Below are 16,849 nucleotides of genomic sequence, written 5' to 3'. Positions count from 1 at the left end.
CGTCATCCTCCTCGCCATCTCCGCCGCCACCGCCCTCACCCAAAAAGAAACCACCCCCACCCCCACCCCCACCCCCACCCCCACCAAGGCATAGGCCGGTGGACCTCAGACCAGCCCCAATTCGTAGCTCTCCCCCCGGAGCACGGACAGGGGCTGATGCTGGCCCGCGTCCTCAGCGCTAGCCAGCTCGCGTGCCGGTAGACCTGAACAATTGCCCTGACAGGCAGGTCTACCGGCACGCCCTCACGTCAGCGGCCGCCGATCCCTCCTCAGCAACCCGGTCGCTCTCGACTGAACCTGCTCAGCCACGATGCTGGATTCCCACAGCCAAGATGGAGCAAGCCCGAAACGCCTTCGTCAAAAGAGATCTGCCGAGCACCGCAGAAGACGAACAGGTCGCTCACCGAACACAAAGCCGCTCACTGACCCGAAGCGCGGGAAACGGATAATGCCGAGAATCCTTGTGATCGAAAACGATCCGATCACACGTATGCACCTTGAGACGGAACTGTCCCTCCGAGGCCACCGAGTGGAATCAGCCTCTACAGGAAGATCCGGGCTCGACGCTATTGGGCACTTCAACCCCGATATCGTTCTCGTCGAGTTGACGCTCTCAGACATCAGTGGATTCGAGATATGCCGTCGCGTGAGAAGTTTCAGTACCCTTCCGATCATCATGATCACTGCGCAAGGAAGCGACTTGGACGTCGTCGAAGGTCTCGAATCCGGCGCCGATGATTACATAGTCAAGCCAGTCAGTCACGCGGTGATTGATGCACGCATACGTTCAGTGCTGTCACGTAGTTGGGGCAGAGAGATAGGCGGACCCTCCACCGAGCTTCACGGGGATCTTGTCATCCACCGGAGCGCCCTCACTGCGACCAAGTACGGCAAGGTCGTGTCACTCGCGCCCTGCGAGCTCGGCCTGCTCCTGTTCCTCTCATCTACGCCGCGACAGGTGTTCTCTCGGGAAGTACTGCTTCAGCACCTCTGGGAAGACAAGGAGACCTACGACACTCGAGCAGTCGACGCCTGCGTCCGGCGGTTGCGCGCAAAGATTGAAGACACCCCGCGCAGGCCTCGCTACATCCAGACAGTACGCGGCTTCGGGTACCGCTTTGGACCAATCTGAAACAGCGTCCAAAGCGTGTCCCGCTTCCGACCGGCTGACGCAGAGGACAAAGATATTACCCACAGGGGCGTCCAGGCCCCTGTCCTGCCTCAGGCCGGGAGAACGGTGCCAGCCGATGCGAAGATCGCAGGGTGTCTCGCACGTGATCAGCACATCGAAGCCGCAGGGAACTCCCGTTCACTCGGCCGGCTCCGCGGGAATCTACACCTGAACGTGGCGCTACAACGCGCGGGCGCCGGATGAAGTACGTCCGGGACGCGCCTGGGGCCTGACACATGAGGATCGGGTCCTACTGGCGAGCCGCCTACCAGCGGGCGAACCTGACGCTGCGACAGCTTGCACCACTCTTCGATGTGTCCAAGGCGACCGCTGACCGCATGCTGCAGCACCTTGGCTACTGCTCGTGCTCAAAGGCCACAGCCGGTTCGCCCCAGACACCGTGCTGATCGTGAATGGGACACTGGTGCCCGCCCGGGACCGCTCCATCGCCGCACAGTCGAAGAACTATCGCTACTCGACCAACCACCAGGTTGTCGTCGAGGCTGATACCCGTTTGGTCGTTGCTGTGGGCTACCCACTGCAAGGCAATCACAAGGTCTGCGAGGCGGGGTCCGAGTCGGGTGGCGCTGCCATGGTGGGCAAGACGCCTCAGGGCTGGTGCGCTGTAGGGGCACCTGAGGCATGCCTTACTTCGCGGTCGGGCACAGAGCGTGCTTTGTGCCCGCACTCCAGTCTGCGGCCTGCTGGGGTGTGAACGTGTCGAGACCGGCGTTGGCGACCATAGTGATCTGCTTGTTGCCATCCTCAGAGGTCAGGGCAGTGCTGTGGTACCCAGCCACGTCCCCTCCGTGTCCCCAGTACGTCACCCCACACACCTCCGCCTTCATCACGCCAAGTCCGTATACGAGCTTCCCTGAGCCAGGTTCATTGACGGTCTTCTTCATCTCTGCCAGCTGGTTGGGGGAGAGCAGCTTGCCGCCGAACAGCGCCTTGCCGAAGTCGGCCAGGTCGCCAACCGTGGAGGTCATCCCACCAGCAGCCCATCCCAGCGAGGGGCTCATCCGGGTGAGGTCGGAGGGACCTGAGTCCTTACCGTAGAGCTGGTATCCGTGGGCGAAGGGGTTCTGAATCGCAGGGCTGTGGCTGGGGAGCCGCGTCTCGTCGAGGCCCAGGGGTTCAGTGATGCGGTGGCGGAGTTGGTGGTTGTACGATTTCCCGGTGACTTTCTCTATCAGCAGGCCGAGAACAATATAGTTGGTGTTTGAGTAGGACCAGCCTTTGCCAGGCGCGAACGCAGCATCGTGCGCGTCGGCAGCTCTCACAAGCTCGTGGGGACTGTAGTAGTGCTGCGAGGGCTTGAGGGTGCCGTCAGCGTTCAGATAGGGGGCCATCACCCTTTTATCGTGGATGTAGTCATAAAGGCCGCTGGTGTGGTTGAGGAGCTGGCGGATCGTGATCTCCTCGCCGGTTTGGAGCAGGCCGGGAAGCCATCGGTCGACAGGCTCGTCAAGTGAGACCCGGCCTTCATCAGCAAGCTGCAGAACCATCGTTGAAGTGAAGGTCTTAGTGATGCTTCCGACACGCAGGTGGTCTTGGGGGGTCATCGACCTGCCGGTCCCTAGGTCCGCAGCGCCTGCTGTCATCGAGGCCACGCGGTCGCCGCTCCTGACATGGGCAACGACGCCGGGTAGGCCATCCTTCACCATCTTGTCGAGGTGAGGTTGCATGCCTTGGTTCATAGTGGGGGCCAAGGCTGGAGTGCTCTCGTCGGCTGCGCTGCCAACGGCGTGCACAGGCGGGATGGCCGCGAGGAGAGCGCCGGCGGCCAAGGCAGCTGCTCCTATGGCGCCCGCGGAGATTTGGGTGCTGGGACGGGTCATGAATGCGAATGGGAGCTTTCTGGTCATTTCGGCCTTCTTTCCATCAGGCTCGCCTGGAGGCGTTGGGGCTTTGGCTTGCCCATAGTCATTCGCTTTTGTCTCTGCGACCTCTTCCTCGAGGACGTTCCTCAGGGCCAGCTGAAAGAAGGAGGACTGAGCCGTCATCGTTCTCAGGGATGTGCTGGCAAATGTCTGACGGCAGACGACGCGCGACTTTTCACGGGGAAGCTTCAGGTGTGCAACGAGCAGGCCCCGCCCATTGCTATCGGCCCGCGAGCCCCGGGCAGCTGGGGGCGTTGGGTGGGTACTGCGAGGCATACACGTGCAGGCGGGTGTGCCGCACGAAGGCCACCCCTACGTTGGGCGATGCGTAGGGGCGGCCTGTTGAGCATGCGCAGGCTTGGGAGGCGGCAACGTTGGTCCTACTTGTCCAGTGGAGCGCGAGTCACGGGTGAGGAGCGGCCCGATCGGTGCAGCTCCGAAGCCGCCAGCGCCCGTTGGTTGCCGACTGCTCTGATCTCTTACTTGGCGTCGACCTTCGTGGCGTCTTCCGCCAGAAGGTTCTTGAGGGCTGTCTGGAATGCCCTGTTCTCGGCTTCGCCCTCGGCCATGGTATTGATCGAGAGGGTCACCTGGCGGCTGTTGTCAGCGAGGGTGTAGGCGTAGGTGGTGTAGCCGGGTGTCCCTCCTGTGTGGCCGTAAGCAGTGCCGAACTCAGGGTGGTCAAGGCGAGTGATCCCCAGGCCGTACGGTGCGCCGGCTCCGAGCGGCTCCACCTCCTTCATCTCCTTGAGCATGTCGTCGGAGATGAGCGCTCCGCCGATGAGCGCCTTGTTGAAGGTGTTGAGGTCATGGGTGCTGGAGGTGAGAGCCCCTGCGGTCCATGCCCACGACATGTTGGACTTCGTCATGTCGATGAAGGGAGATTCGGGTCCGTGGAGCCTGAGGTACGCGTTGGCGTGAGGCCCGGGGATGTTTGTAGCCGTGCGGGGGAAGGAGGTCTGGTGAAGCTTGAGTGGCTTGATGATGCGTTCAGCGATCTGCTTCTCCGCGGGCTTCCCGGTGACCTTCTCGATCAGGAGTCCGAGCAGCACGTAGTTGGTGTTCGAGTATCCGCCCTTGGTGCCGGGCTCGAAGTTCGGTTTGTGCTTGTTGGCTTCCTCGATGAGGTCCAGGGGCGTGTACTGGGCGAACCGCTTTTCGTAGATCTCGGGGAGGCCTCCGGGCCAGAGGCTTTCGGTGTAGTCGAAGAGCCCGCTTCGGTGGTTCAGCAGGTGGCGGACGGTGATCTTCTCACCAGTGGGGACGAGTCCCGGAAGGTGGTGCTCGAGGGTGTCGTCGAGGCCGATGTGCCCTTCGTCGACGAGCTGTAGCACCACGGTGGCTACGAAGGTTTTGGTGACGCTGCCTGCCCTGAAGAGTCCGTCGGGCCGCGGTGGCTGGGTACGGTCGAGGTCTCCCCTACCGCTGCTCCCCGACCACGTGCCTTCTGCGCTCCGGACCTCCGCTATCGCGCCCGGGATTCCGGCCTTGACGAGGTCATCCAGCACCTTCTGCAGGGCAGGGCTGTTGTGGTCCTGGTCCCGGTGGTGGGCTTGCCCGTCGGCCAAGTCGGCCGCTGAGACACGCGTGTCTGCCAGCGGTGTGGGGGTTCCCGCGAGGGCGGGGGAAGCCAGTGGAACGGCAAGGACGGCCGAGGTCAGGACGCCGGCAGCCACAGTAGAGAAACGCATGCGTTTTCCTTCGAACTGTAGTGGACTGCCTTATAGCCTGGCCCGCGGTGCGTTCCTTTTCCTCAGTCCCCTGAACCAGATTCTGTCTCGGCCAGATCTACGAGAGGCCTGCGAGCTCATCCTGGAGGAGGAGGTTGGTCGAATCCTCTGGCAGGGCGACGTCACTTGCTGGCGTAAGGCGGGCTCGCCCTGTGCCGTTCGCTGCACGGTGACCGCTGTAACGGGTGCGGGAACGGGTAGCGGTGCAAGTGGTCCGTGTCTGCGGTGTGAGCTTATGTCTCAGCCTGGTGGATTGCCCAGGCAGCGTTCACGAGGCCGATATGACTGAAGGCCTGAGGGTAGTTTCCGATGAGGTCACCGGTCTGGGCATCAACTTCCTCGGCGAGCAAGCCGACATCGTTCGCGCAGCGGGCTGCTCGCTCAAAGATTGCTCGTGCGTCCGTAACCTCTCCTGCTAGGGCAAGGGCGTGAGCAAGCCAGAAGGTACAGAGCAAGAAGGTGCCTTCGCCGCCGGGCAGGCCGTCGTCTGTCGCGATGTATCGGTAGACGAGGCCTTGTTGGTCTGTGAGCCGGTTCTGGATCGCCTGGATGGTGGCTCGCATCCGGGGTGTGGAGGCTGCTTCGAAACCTACGATGGGCATCATGAGGGCTGATGCGTCGAGAACAGCCGAGCCGAATGCTTGAGTGTAGGCTCCAGCCTCTTCGCTCCAGCCCTCGGTTTCGATCGCGGAGCGGATCGCTTCCCTTGCCCGTAGCCACGCGGAGATTCGGTCAGTGGCATCCAGGTCCTCGGCTAGCTGCAAGGCTCGGTCAAGCGCGACCCAGCACATGAGCTTGGAGTACAAGAAGTGCTGCGGGCCGCTGCGGACTTCCCAGATGCCTTGGTCTTTCTCCGTCCACTGGCTGCTGGCAGCGTCAGCAAGGCTCGCGAGGAAGTTCTTGGTGGGCTTATCGATCTTTCCCAGGTAGTCGCGCAAGCGGTGGGCCGCCGCTAGCAGTTCGCCGTAGACGTCAAGCTGGCGCTGGTCCCAAGCTCCGTTTCCAATGCGAACTGGCCGGCTGTCTCTCCAGCCAGGGAGGTGGGGTAGCTCGCGTTCGTTGAGGTCACGCTCTCCCCGAATTCCGAACATGATCTGCAGGTCCTGGTGATGCGCCGGGTCGCCAGCCGCAGCCTGGGCCATCCAGCGGAAGAAGGCTTCGGCTTCATCCGGGCAGGCCGCTACCCACAGAGCGTCAAGGGTGAAGGAAGCATCTCGCACCCAGGTGAAGCGATAGTCCCAGTTCCGAACGCCGCCGATCTCCTCAGGGAGCGATGTGGTCGGCGCAGCAACCATGGCTCCGGTCGGTTGAAAAGTCAGTGCTTGCAGCACGCGACCGCTGTGGTGCACGAGCTCCTCCCAGGGGCCTTCGTAGGCTTGGTGGAGTTCCGACCATGATCGCCACCCCTGGATGGTGTCATCGAGATAGGTGAAGATCTCCTCTTGGGACCACATGGCTGGCTCTCCGCCAGCAGGTGCGTACTGCAGAGCAAGTCCAAGCCGCTGGCCCGCATGCAGCGTGGGGTCACAGCGGGCAGTGTCCGCAACCTTGAGCGGGCCTGGACAGCTCAGTCCGAGTGTGTCGGGTCCGCCGTGGCACCGCAGGCCGCCCTCTACTGGAATCAGTAGAGGTCTGATGAGTCCGTACTCGGGTCGCGGAGCGAACTCCATGGTGAGATCAACCGAGCCTTCGGTGCACTCGACGACTCTCAACAGCATGTGGGGAGCAAAGCGGCCCAGGTCATGGCCGCGCTCGTTCAATCCCGAGGCAAGGGTATCGGTGAGGGTAAGGGTTCCTGTGTCTGTGCGAAACGTGGTCTCGAGGACCATGGTGCGCTCCAGATAACGCCGACTGACGCTGCTGGGAGCGCTTGGCGCCACCGACCAGTGGCCGGCCTCTGGGCCAAGGATCCTTCCGAGCACCGCTCGCGAATCAAAGTGCGGTAGGCAAAGCCAGTCCACGGAGCCGTGACGGCTCACGAGCGCTGCTGCGTGGCAGTCAGAGAGCAGAGCGTAGTCCGAGATGGGCTGGTAGTTCATACCGGCACCTCCGCGATTGAACGGCTCTCGTGCGCAAGGCTGGTAGTAGCCCGGCTCAGCAGACGCGTGGGCTTCTTGTCATCTTCCTACGGACCAGGGTTGGGCGCACTGCGCTGTTTCTGTAGTCGCAGGCCCCGCTGGGCCGCGGATCCCGCTGAGCGTGCGAGCAGGCCTGCGGCGTGCGTATGGCGGCATGGCCGACATCGTGGATTAGATGTCCCGCTTTTCCCTTTTTTGTAGCTTCTATGCCATGCACTGTGAGGTCAGCGGCGCGGCATTCATGCGCGCTCAGTCAATCACGCAGGCAGTTTCGCACTGGGAAGAGAGCCAGGAAAGCTATGACCGAGCAGACGAAGGTCGCTGTCATCCATTACTCCTCGACCGGCAACGTGCATGCACTCGCCACGGCCGTCGCTGAAGGTGCCCTCAAGGCTGGCGCCGACGTGCGTCTGCTGAAGGTCGGTGAGCTCGCACCCGCCGAGGCGATCGCCGCCAACCCTCAGTGGGAGGCGCACGCGGAAGCGACCAAGGACCTGACACAGGCCACTCTCGATGACCTGGAGTGGGCAGATGCGGTTGTCTTCGGCACTCCCACCCGCTTTGGGCAGATGGCAGCGCAGCTGAAGCAGTTCATCGACACGACGGGCGGCCTGTGGTTCCAGGGGAAGCTCGCGAACAAGGTGTACGCCGGCTTCACCTCAACGGGCACCGGCGGCGGTTCCGAGACCACGATCGTCGGCCTGAACAACATCTTCACCCACTGGGGCGGCATCATCGCGCCTCCCGGCTACACCGACGAGGTCGTCTTCCAGCACGGCAATCCGTACGGCGTCGCTCACGTCGACGGTGGGGGCACGCTGCCAGTCGGGGAGGTTCAGCTGGCAGGGGCGCGCCACATCGGCAGCAGGGTCACTCAGGTCGCCACCTGGCTGAAGAGGGGACAGACGGACGCGTAGCAGCAGATCGCCTCAGTAATTCACTCGGCTCAGCCACCGCGGCGGCAGATACCGCTGGCTTAAACGTCTTAGGAACAAGAATGAAGAAGAAGTCACTTCCGATCACCATCGCACTGACCCTTCTCGCCGGCGGCGGCATGGCTGTCATGGGCAGCACTGCCTTCGCAGAGGGCTCAGCCGCTGCAGCCTCGAGCTCCAGCACCACCTCCGCCGATCAGACCAGCACCTCGCAGGCCAATGCCGAGGTTCTCCAGCGCTTCTACGCAGCCTTCACGAAGGGCGATGTCGAGACTGCAAAGTCTTTCGTGACCAGTGACTTCGTCATGCACGTCCCCGGTAAGGGAGAAAATGCAGGCGAGTACTGGGGCCACGAAGGACTCGAAAAGTTCATGCAGAACATCCTCTCCTGGAATGGAGGGAAGTTCTCCATGCAGGTGCCTCACGTAGCGGTTAACGAGAATGGCGGGTTCACCCGAGAAGTAGTAGACCTGAACAGGAAGCACGACCCCGACCGGGACTGGCAGCTCCGGTTCACGATGCACTACAAGTTCAAGGCCGGCAAGGTATCCGAGGCGTGGACAATGCCGGAAGACCAGCGTCATTACGACGCCTACTGGACAGCTCCGGAAGGCAGCGAGCCCAGTACTGCTGCGCGGAAAAATTCAGCGAAGACCAAGGGGTCGGCGCCCTCTATCGACATCAGCAAGGCCACCAATTCGAAGAATCTGGAGTTCGGCCGCGAATTCTATAAGATGTTCTGGGAAAACGATATTCAGGGCATAGAGAGGGTTATCGACAAGGATATTGTCATCACAATACCGGGCAAGTCGGACATCTCTGGGACCTTTAGAGGGTTCACTGGGTTCCAGGAGTTCCGTAGCAAGGTGATGGCGACAGTCGGCGACCGCTACAAGCTCGACGTCCCGGACATGGCCGCGAACGACAAGGGAGTCTTCGCCGAGGAGTTCATCCGCATGAACCGCCCCTGGAATAGCAATGTAGAACCCATCGAGGTCACACTCTTCTATACGATCCGGGACGGCAAGATCGTAAAGATGGAGGATATCCCCGAAGACACCTACGCCTGGGAGACCTTCTTTACGAACCCGAACAAGTAGCGCCCCCGCCGCCGGGCAGGACCGCATCAGTGGGCTCGGTCCTGCCCCCCACGACCTCTGAAGTAGTCGCCCCAGCCTGACGTCCGACGTCTGGATGAGAAGGTCCGAGGTCACTAATGCCAAGGCGCCATGCGGACAGGATACGCCAGTACTGAGCACCCCCAGGGTTACTTTGAGAGGATCTGCAATGCCCGATCGAACTGTCAGGGTCCACGGAGCAGGGAAGATTCGCATCGTGGACATCGGCCCACACAAACTGATTTCCGATGAACCAGAAGCGATCGGGGCAGATTCGGGGCCAACTCCGACCGAGTTTCTTCTCGCAGCCCTCGCGACGTCCACATCAATGACCATGCAGTCGTACGCAGAGCGCAAAGGATGGAATCTCAGAGAAATCGTTGTAGGCACACGAATGGATTACCGCAACGGTCCGCGTGGTCACATCGTCAAGGAGGTCCGCGTCACCGGGAGTCTCGATATGGAGCAAATCACCCGGCTCGCCGCAGTTGCAGACCGTTGCCCGGTCCAGCGCATGCTCAGCGAGTCAGTGGTGGTACAGACTCGCGCCGTCGTGCGGTCGTTGGACCTCCCGACCGCAGCTTGAGCCAGACCGGGAGCAGTGCGACGCCCTCGGATCCCAACACGTCCTTCACACATGGAGAACCACATGTCCCCTAGTCCGACCCAGGTCGCCGGAATCACCGTCCCCGACAGCAAGCTTGCCCGTGAAGCCACCGAGCTCGTCCGCCAGGTCGCTTCGCCCACGGTCTTCCATCACTCGCGGCGAGTCTTCTTCTGGGGCTCTTTGCGTGGCCTGGCCCGCGGTCTGTTCGCGGATCCTGAACTCCTCTACGTAGGCGCTCTCTTCCACGATCTGGGACTGACCGAGCGCTACCGCCGAAACGATCAGAGGTTCGAGATCGATGGGGCAGACGAGGCCCGTCGGTTCCTGCAGGTCCATGGTGTCAGCCCCGAAGATGCGCACCTCGTCTGGCAGGCCATTGCTCTTCATACGACCCCCGAGATCCCCTGGCACATGGCTCCTGAGATCGCCTTGGTCACTGCCGGCGTGGAGGTCGACGTACTTGGGCAAGGATTTTCCGAGATCGAGGCATCGGCACGTGCGGAGGTCGTTGGTCTGCACCCGCGGGTCGACTTCAAGCAACAGATCCTCAAGGAGTTTACCGATGGGATCGCCGAGCGACCTCAGACGACCTTTGGAAACGTCAAGGCGGACGTACTGGATCGTTACGCACCAGGATATAGCCGCGAGAACTTCGTCGACATCATCCTGGATTCCGAGTGGCCTGAGTGATTTGGACCAGGGTGAAACCTACGTCAGGACCGGCACCTATCGAAAATTTCAAACTCTACACGGCACCGCTCCCCGGGTAGCGCCTGCCCTTGGCAACGGAGCAGTACCAGGGACTCTTGCAAGCGATCCAGCATATGTTTGAATCACCCTCGCGGATTCAAGCGGGCAACGCTGCCGGCCGCCGTGAAGCTGCGGACCGCTCAGGACGCGGCTCCACGGCTTGGAACGGTCCGACTTCGGACGACCTGGCGCTGTTTGTATCCGTCTCAGCGGCGCTGGCTACACCAGAACTGCCGCCGGGGTCTGGTGCAGATCCACACCGTCGATTCCCCAGCGCTCTTGGCCTCCACTGCTCCCAACTCAGGTTCCACGCCCCGTAGCCGCTGCTCTCCGCCACCACGCCTTTCGTGTGCGCCGCGGATCTCGAAGGGGTCGCCCGAGCGAACCTGGGCGTAGAGCCGCGCGACGTCGGCGTCGCTCATGCCGACGCAGCCCGCACCCCGGTTCGCCCGGCCGAAGTGCGCCGCGTTTCACGGCGTCGCGTGCGCAAGGAGTCGACCATCTTGTGGTAGGCGTCACCGAGCCGGACCGTCTCCGAGTTCATGTTGATCGTGCCCTCCTTCGCCATCAGCACCGCCGTGCCCCGCCACGACCGCTTGTCGCTGCCAGGCGTGCCGCCCGACATGGGGATTGTGCGCACAGGGCGCCCATCACGTTGCCGGCTAGCTCCTCTGGGATGGGCCGTCCGCTGCATGCGCTGTACAGGTATTGAGCGAGACGACGAGTGTGACGGCCATCGGCAACGGGCCCGGGGGTGTGTATGGGCAGCGCGGAAAGCCTCCCGGTAAGAAGTGGGCTGGGATGTTCCAGTCTCTAGGCCGTCCCGGCCGCTGTCCGGACGCCGGAAGCCCACGTGACAAGGGTTTCAGAAGAACGGTCATCGTCCGGTCACACACGTTGGGCAGCCCGGTCAAATTCGACTGTGATCCTCCTGTGCGCCCCATAGGGACGGAACTTGGAGACTCACGTTGTGTCAGCGCTGCTCTTGACAGATCACCCCCAACCACGCTGCCCACGACACCGATACGCAGCGAGGCTCAGTGACGTCCTCGCCTTTCTCCTCGTCGCCGCCGTCGGCTGCGGCACCACCGCCGCGCTCACCTACCGGGCCGCCCGCAACGCGATCCTCGAACAGGCCCAGGACACCGCCGTCTCCGCCTTCCGCGAGCAGGTCGCGACGCTGTCCACCCCCCTGCCCGTCGACGCCGACCGACTGCGCGACGCGCTCTTCCGGATCGCCAAGCAGGGCAAGCCACACCCCTGGCGGGTCTACGCCCAGTACGGCGACCTCTGGGTCTCCTCCACGCACCGCCCCACCTCCACCGTCATCACCCCCGAACTGCGCGCCCGCGCCCAGGGCACCACGCACGGCAGCTTCCAGCGGGTCGTCAAGAACGGCACCCCCTACCTCACGATCGCCGTCCCCGCCCTCCTCAAACCCGGCCCCGGAGCCGTCGGCCACCCCACCGGCCTGGTCGTCTACGCCGTCGTGGACATGAGCAACGAGCAGGAGAACATCGAGGCCATGGTGGCCGCGGCGCGTGGCGGCGCCCTGCCGGCCCTCGCCGTCGCGCTCATCCCCGCCCTGATCGCCGCCCTGATCGCCGCCCGGAGCGTACTGCGGCCGGTACGGGATCTGAGGCGCGCCGCGCACAGCATGGGACGGGGCGAGCTGGACACCCGTATCCACGCCAAGGGCAGCGACGAACTCGCCGATCTCGCGCGGACGTTCAACGAGTCCGCCGCCGAACTCCAGCGGGCGTCTTCTAGACGGACCCCTCGCGGTCCTGTATCGCCGACAGCGCTCTCGGGCTCACGATCACCCAGGAGAACCGCACGGCTCCACGGCGGCACGGTCGTCATAGGAACCACTCCGACGGAGGGGCACCTCATCGTAAGGATTCCGCTATGAAACTCGCGAAGACGACCGCCGTAGCCAGTTTGCTGGTCAGCCTCACGAGCTGCGGCATACCGAATAGCGACGTCGTCGAAACAGGCGAAGCCGCAACCATCACACCCACGCCCGTGAAGATCTCCCACATGCTCTTTTTTCTCGACGAAGGCGGCCAGTTGATGCCAGTACTCCGTCACGGAAGGCATCCGCTTCCAGCGACGACTCGGGATGGCGCTCACAGCAACCAGGAAGTGAACCAGCGACCTTCGGAGTTGAGTCCGTCGAGCGAGGGCACGGGCGACTCGAAATCCCCGATTGTACCCATTTCCCATCCTCGACTTACGGAGCAAGGGCTCGCCGAACTGTTCCTCGGCCCAAGCTCCAAGGAACGCGCGGTTGGTATCACCACTCGACTCCCAAGGCTGAAGGTTTCACCGCAAGTAAGCCGCGTCGGCGGACAACGAGATCACCTGGTCCAGGTTCGATTGCCTCAGTCTCATGTTAAAGATCTAGAACCGGGAGCCCTGCGTCAGCTCGTGTGCACGACTGTCTTCCTCGAGGACGCGACAGGCAGAGTGACCGTCCGGATCGTAGGGAGCGACGGGACTCTCCCTCCCTCCCCTTGCCAATGAGATCGAGAAGTCAGCCCAAGGGCGGCCGACGAAATGAGGCCGATCGGTTGGGGGGGACAGGGTGAGCGCCGAGTCGTGCCCTACCCACCTACCCTACGTGTGGGGGGTGGGAGTTGAAGGGCCGTGCAGACCCGCCTGTGCTGAACACCAGTGGCCTGGGACACGTGTCCCAGGATTCCGGCTTGGCTCACTAACGCCTCTGACGACGCTGGCGGCACCCAAGACTGATCACGCGCAGCGAGCGGTCCACTTGCGCCTCGAGGCGTTGACAACGCGGTCGGAACAGCTCAAGCGGCAGCCTCGACTCCCCCAAGATGATCACCTAGTCGCTGCTTACCGAGGCCTCGAGCCGTGCCGTCGGAACGGCGTCGCGAGGAGGGCTGGCGGCGCGGTCGGGGCGGTCAGGCGACACCTGGGATTACCAGCCCCGTGTCGTAAGCAAGTATGACTGCCTGCACCCGGTCTCGTAGATGAAATTTATCGAAAATGTGCGCGATGTGCGTTTTCACTGTGGTTTCACTGATGGCAAGCTCTCTGGCTATTTCCGCGTTCGAAAGTCCGCGAGCCAGGGATTTGAGGACATCCAGTTCCCTCATGGTAAGTACCTCAAGGCTGGGAGGAACAGGAGATTTCCCGTGGTCGGCTATACGAGAAAAGCGGTCAAGCAGTCTGCGGGTGACCCGTGGAGAAAGAACGGCCTCACCTCCAGCCACGGTACGTATGGCATCGACGAGCGAGTCCGCCGGCCCGTCCTTTACCAGGAAACCGCTGGCGCCCGCCCTGAGGGCATCTACGACATACTCGTCGAGATCGAAGGTGGTCAGAATAATCACGCGACTTGCGAGACCTGAATCAACGATCCTCCGGGTTGCTTCCACACCATCCACATTGGGCATTCGCATGTCCATTAGCACAACGTCTGGCTGCAGTATTTTGGCGTCTTCTGCCCCAGATTCACCGTCGCTCGATTCACCGACAACAGTGATATCTGGCTCCGCCTCAATGATCAGGCGGAATCCGGTGCGAATCATAGGCTGGTCGTCAATGAGCAATACGCGAATCATCGTCATGTCTTGCATTTCCTTTAGATGGGGCAGGGCATGGAACGGTCGCGTGCACGCAGAAGCCACCACCGGGGCGCTCCCCTGTGTAGAGCGTCCCCTCGACAGCGCTGATTCGTTCTTGCATGCCGATGAGGCCGTGCCCAGCCCCGTTTGAGACCTTTACCTCGGACGCCCCCCGCTCTCCCCCGCGGCGACCGCTGTCACAAACGGTGACATTCAATTGATCCGGCTGCCAGGAGAGACCCAGCGCCACACGCGTTCTTCCGGCATGTTTGAGTGTATTAGTCAGGGCTTCCTGGATAATCCTGTAGACCGCGAGCTGAGAAACGGCCGGCAGCGGTTGCGGTTTGCCAGTGATGGTGAGCCGCACGTCCAGACCGGTTGCCCGCACAGCCTCTACCAGAGTCGGTATCTCATCGATAGTCGGCTGCGGTGGTTGTGAAGGGCTGCCCTCGTCAGCATCCTCGGTGCGCAGCACCTGAAGCAGCTCTCTCAGTTCGGCTACTGCCGTGCGTCCTACCTGCTCGACGCTGCGATGCAGTTCATGCGCCTTAGCTCCGTCGCGGTCCTGCACCCGGTCGGCTGCGATGGTCTGTACAACCATCAGGCTGACGTTGTGCGCCACAATGTCGTGCAGTTCGCGAGCAATGCGAGCCCTCTCCTGGGCTACGGCGGCCCGGGCGTTCGCAGCTCGTTCCCGCTCCACGGCCGCGGCGCGCTCAAGCGCCTCGTGCTCGATGCCCTTGCGGGCCTTGTACAACCTGCCCAGGGACCATGCAGCAACAAGCAGGATGCCGATAGTGAGTGCGGCTGCGACGCGATATCCGGGACTCATCAACGCTTCAGCGGTGATCGCACCAGGGATCATGGTCGCGATCACAACAGCTGCAGAATGACGTGATGAACGTACCGCGGTGAGAAATACAACGATCGCAAGGGCCACGTATGGAACGCCAACTGCCGCCCCTGTCGGACCGACCGGGTCAGGGATGTACTGTATCCCCTGCAGGGCTGCCAGAGAGAAGGCCACAATACCCAGAACCAACCCTGGTTTCCTTCGGTGAAATGCAACCGGGGCAGAGAACATGAGAACAAGTAGGTTTCGCCAGATATCAGGTTGCCTAATCCCCGGACTGCTCACAATTTCTGCCGGTACAGCTGAAGCTCCAACGAGAATCAGGCTGGCCAGAAGCAGATCCATCGCCACAGCAGGAACTCGTCTCCGCCCAATGGCGTCGAGTTTGTACATGAAGGTCATCGCTGCTCCTGCGGTGCGGTCCTCCTGGCCAGCATTCCAGGTTTCGACACAGGAATGCGAAAGGCGGGCAACAGCAAAAATCGGCCTACCTGCCAGCCATTGGGTGCTCAATTTACGAGCAGCTCTCGTGACGGCGAGGGGCCTTCAGCGCTCAGCCGAACCTTCTGTCTGCAATAGTGCGGAACCGAGCGTCAAGATGTTCAGTCACTACAGGACGCAAATGACTTAATTTGGGACATTGGCGACGGTGGTGCGGAATCGGGCACGGTAGGCACCGGGCGTGGTGTTCAAGGAGCGACGGAAGATGCGGCGCATGGTCTCGACCGAACCGAACCCGCTTCTGCGGGCTACGGAGTCCAGCGGGTCGCTACCACCCTCGAGTAGAGCCTGAGCCGCTTCAAGCCGGACACGTTCTACGAACTGAGCCGCGCTCATGCCTGTCTCTGAGCGAAAAAGCCGTGTGAGGTGCCGCTCACTAACGCCGGCACGCGCGGCCATGGAGGTGAGTGTGTGATCAGCGCGGGGGTCCGCCGCTACGGCGTCGAGCACCTGGCGGAGAACGGAATCTTTGCTGTATTTCGCCGTCTGTCGGACGCTGAACTGCGACTGCCCTCCGGGTCGAGCCATAAAGACAACCAGCTGCTTGGCTGCGGCCCTTGCGATGTCGGGGCCGTGATCATTTTCGACCAGGGATAGCGCAAGATCGATTCCGGCGGTAATGCCGGCAGAGGTGACGAAGTCTCCGTCCCGGACGAAGATGGCATCGCTGTCCACAGTGATCTGTGGGAAGCGAGCTGCCAGGTCGGGGACAAGGCGCCAGTGAGTCGCCGCTCGTCGCCCATCCAGCAGCCCTGTTGCAGCCAGAGGGAAGGCGCCCGCACACACAGAGGCAACCGTCTTTGACTTGGATGCCCATGACTTGATCGCAGCGATGAGGGTCGCATCCGAGACGGCCACCCACCAGTCAGACCGGCCAGGAACGAGCAGTGTGTCCACCGGTGTAGTCAGCTCACTGAGTGCTGCATCGGGTACGAGCTGAAGGCCAGCCGTCGTGATGACAGGTTTGCCGTCAACCGAAGCCGTGGTGATCCGGTAATTGGCCCCGAACTCATTGGCGGCAGCATAGACCTCTAGTGGTCCAGTCACATCGAGAACCTGAACGCCGTCGAAGATCACCATAAGGATCTGATGGACCGGCACCGCTGCGCGGTTCATATCAGGATTCTTGCCCTTCCCGGGACTGCGGGCAAGCCAGAGAACAAGGCCTACACAAGCCAAAATTTCCGCTTGCCCTCATGGGTCTACGGGCAGAGAAGCCACCACAGTGCGTGCGGGCGCGACTGCTCGCTTAGGCTCCTTGCTAGGCCCGTGGCTCCTCTGCCGCAAAACCACGTTCCCATCCCACTCCCCCCCAGCAAACCACGAGTCGGGACAGGAGCACCGTAGATCCGGACATCTGCCACCTGGATCAGCTTGTCAGAAGAGACAAACCAGAAAGTAGCCCGTGACGTGCCCTGGCTGTGCTGCGTGGAGGCTGGATATGTGGCTTGGAGGGCCGGATGGGCGGCCACGGTAGCGAGAAAAGAGCTCGTTGAGTCGGGGACAGGGCTTAATTCAGGCCGTACTTCTCTTCAAGGAGCTCACGATGAACACCTTGGCAGCGGACGTGAAGCGCCCGCGCTCGGAGTTCTTGATCGCGCTGGGACTGGCCGCGGGCCCCGTGGTAGCA

The 16,849-nt window shown here is 62.3% G+C and carries 12 protein-coding genes and 2 pseudogenes; 7 read left to right on the top strand and 7 right to left on the bottom strand.

What is annotated here, in order from left to right; all coding sequences use genetic code 11:
- Positions 1-448: 448 nt before the first annotated feature.
- The gene (locus ACZ4VW_RS32310) at positions 449-1,132 is read left to right on the top strand and encodes a winged helix-turn-helix domain-containing protein (RefSeq protein WP_467968675.1); all 684 of its coding nucleotides are present in this window, start codon (positions 449-451) and stop codon (positions 1,130-1,132) included.
- A gap of 238 nt (positions 1,133-1,370) precedes the next feature.
- Positions 1,371-1,778: pseudogene (locus tag ACZ4VW_RS32305) on the top strand (helix-turn-helix domain-containing protein); the annotation flags it as partial.
- Positions 1,779-1,818: 40 nt separating this feature from the next.
- Here ACZ4VW_RS32305 and ACZ4VW_RS32300 read toward each other — a convergent pair.
- From ACZ4VW_RS32300 to ACZ4VW_RS32290, 3 genes are all read right to left on the bottom strand, one after another.
- Positions 1,819-3,177 (bottom strand): serine hydrolase domain-containing protein, encoded by a 1,359-nt coding sequence (locus ACZ4VW_RS32300; protein WP_467968673.1) that lies wholly within the window; start codon positions 3,175-3,177, stop codon positions 1,819-1,821.
- Positions 3,178-3,533: 356 nt separating this feature from the next.
- Complete coding sequence (locus ACZ4VW_RS32295; protein WP_467968671.1) at positions 3,534-4,745, bottom strand: serine hydrolase domain-containing protein; 1,212 nt, start codon at positions 4,743-4,745, stop codon at positions 3,534-3,536.
- Between the two features lie 272 nt (positions 4,746-5,017).
- Positions 5,018-6,823, bottom strand: coding sequence for a glycoside hydrolase family 15 protein (locus ACZ4VW_RS32290; RefSeq protein ID WP_467968669.1), 1,806 nt, complete (start codon positions 6,821-6,823; stop codon positions 5,018-5,020).
- A 338-nt stretch (positions 6,824-7,161) separates the two neighbouring features.
- Here ACZ4VW_RS32290 and wrbA point away from each other — a divergent pair, with 338 nt between their 5' ends.
- From wrbA to ACZ4VW_RS32270, 4 genes are all read left to right on the top strand, one after another.
- Positions 7,162-7,779 carry an NAD(P)H:quinone oxidoreductase gene (gene wrbA / locus ACZ4VW_RS32285; protein WP_467968667.1) on the top strand — a complete coding sequence of 206 codons (618 nt, stop codon included), beginning with the start codon at positions 7,162-7,164 and terminating at the stop codon, positions 7,777-7,779.
- Between the two features lie 80 nt (positions 7,780-7,859).
- Complete coding sequence (locus tag ACZ4VW_RS32280; protein WP_467968665.1) at positions 7,860-8,897, top strand: nuclear transport factor 2 family protein; 1,038 nt, start codon at positions 7,860-7,862, stop codon at positions 8,895-8,897.
- A 235-nt stretch (positions 8,898-9,132) separates the two neighbouring features.
- Complete coding sequence (locus tag ACZ4VW_RS32275; protein ID WP_467968663.1) at positions 9,133-9,501, top strand: OsmC family protein; 369 nt, start codon at positions 9,133-9,135, stop codon at positions 9,499-9,501.
- Between the two features lie 51 nt (positions 9,502-9,552).
- The gene (locus ACZ4VW_RS32270; protein WP_467968661.1) at positions 9,553-10,212 is read left to right on the top strand and encodes an HD domain-containing protein; all 660 of its coding nucleotides are present in this window, start codon (positions 9,553-9,555) and stop codon (positions 10,210-10,212) included.
- Positions 10,213-10,546: 334 nt separating this feature from the next.
- Here ACZ4VW_RS32270 and ACZ4VW_RS32265 read toward each other — a convergent pair.
- Positions 10,547-10,927, bottom strand: a pseudogene (locus ACZ4VW_RS32265) (L,D-transpeptidase family protein); the annotation flags it as partial.
- A 315-nt stretch (positions 10,928-11,242) separates the two neighbouring features.
- Here ACZ4VW_RS32265 and ACZ4VW_RS32260 point away from each other — a divergent pair.
- Positions 11,243-12,184, top strand: a complete 942-nt coding sequence (locus ACZ4VW_RS32260; RefSeq protein WP_467968659.1) for a HAMP domain-containing protein — start codon at positions 11,243-11,245, stop codon at positions 12,182-12,184.
- Between the two features lie 1,015 nt (positions 12,185-13,199).
- On the opposite strand, the gene ACZ4VW_RS32255 is transcribed toward ACZ4VW_RS32260, so the two are convergent.
- From ACZ4VW_RS32255 to ACZ4VW_RS32245, 3 genes are all read right to left on the bottom strand, one after another.
- Positions 13,200-13,868 carry a response regulator gene (locus tag ACZ4VW_RS32255; protein ID WP_467968657.1) on the bottom strand — a complete coding sequence of 223 codons (669 nt, stop codon included), beginning with the start codon at positions 13,866-13,868 and terminating at the stop codon, positions 13,200-13,202.
- Positions 13,840-15,120: a sensor histidine kinase gene (locus ACZ4VW_RS32250; RefSeq protein WP_467968655.1), complete on the bottom strand. Its 1,281-nt coding sequence runs from the start codon at positions 15,118-15,120 to the stop codon at positions 13,840-13,842. The genes ACZ4VW_RS32255 and ACZ4VW_RS32250 overlap by 29 nt, the downstream gene beginning before the upstream one ends.
- A 225-nt stretch (positions 15,121-15,345) precedes the next feature.
- The gene (locus ACZ4VW_RS32245; protein ID WP_467968653.1) at positions 15,346-16,335 is read right to left on the bottom strand and encodes a GlxA family transcriptional regulator; all 990 of its coding nucleotides are present in this window, start codon (positions 16,333-16,335) and stop codon (positions 15,346-15,348) included.
- Between the last annotated feature and the right edge of the window lie 514 nt (positions 16,336-16,849).

The organism is Streptomyces sp. NPDC029139, from assembly GCF_055564335.1.
Note: the sequence above shows the minus strand (reverse complement) of the source record. Positions and strands in the feature narration are given on the sequence as shown.

Excerpts from the sequence above, each read along its gene's own strand:
- ACZ4VW_RS32295 (WP_467968671.1), bottom strand. The coding sequence starts at position 4,745 with ATGCGTTTCTCTACTGTGGCTGCCGGCGTCCTGACCTCGGCCGTCCTT.
- ACZ4VW_RS32280 (WP_467968665.1), top strand. The coding sequence starts at position 7,860 with ATGAAGAAGAAGTCACTTCCGATCACCATCGCACTGACCCTTCTCGCC.
- ACZ4VW_RS32250 (WP_467968655.1), bottom strand. The coding sequence starts at position 15,120 with ATGACCTTCATGTACAAACTCGACGCCATTGGGCGGAGACGAGTTCCT.
- ACZ4VW_RS32270 (WP_467968661.1), top strand. The coding sequence starts at position 9,553 with ATGGAGAACCACATGTCCCCTAGTCCGACCCAGGTCGCCGGAATCACC.
- ACZ4VW_RS32310 (WP_467968675.1), top strand. The coding sequence starts at position 449 with ATGCCGAGAATCCTTGTGATCGAAAACGATCCGATCACACGTATGCAC.
- ACZ4VW_RS32255 (WP_467968657.1), bottom strand. The coding sequence starts at position 13,868 with ATGACGATGATTCGCGTATTGCTCATTGACGACCAGCCTATGATTCGC.
- ACZ4VW_RS32300 (WP_467968673.1), bottom strand. The coding sequence starts at position 3,177 with ATGACGGCTCAGTCCTCCTTCTTTCAGCTGGCCCTGAGGAACGTCCTC.
- wrbA (WP_467968667.1), top strand. The coding sequence starts at position 7,162 with ATGACCGAGCAGACGAAGGTCGCTGTCATCCATTACTCCTCGACCGGC.
- ACZ4VW_RS32290 (WP_467968669.1), bottom strand. The coding sequence starts at position 6,823 with ATGAACTACCAGCCCATCTCGGACTACGCTCTGCTCTCTGACTGCCAC.
- ACZ4VW_RS32245 (WP_467968653.1), bottom strand. The coding sequence starts at position 16,335 with ATGAACCGCGCAGCGGTGCCGGTCCATCAGATCCTTATGGTGATCTTC.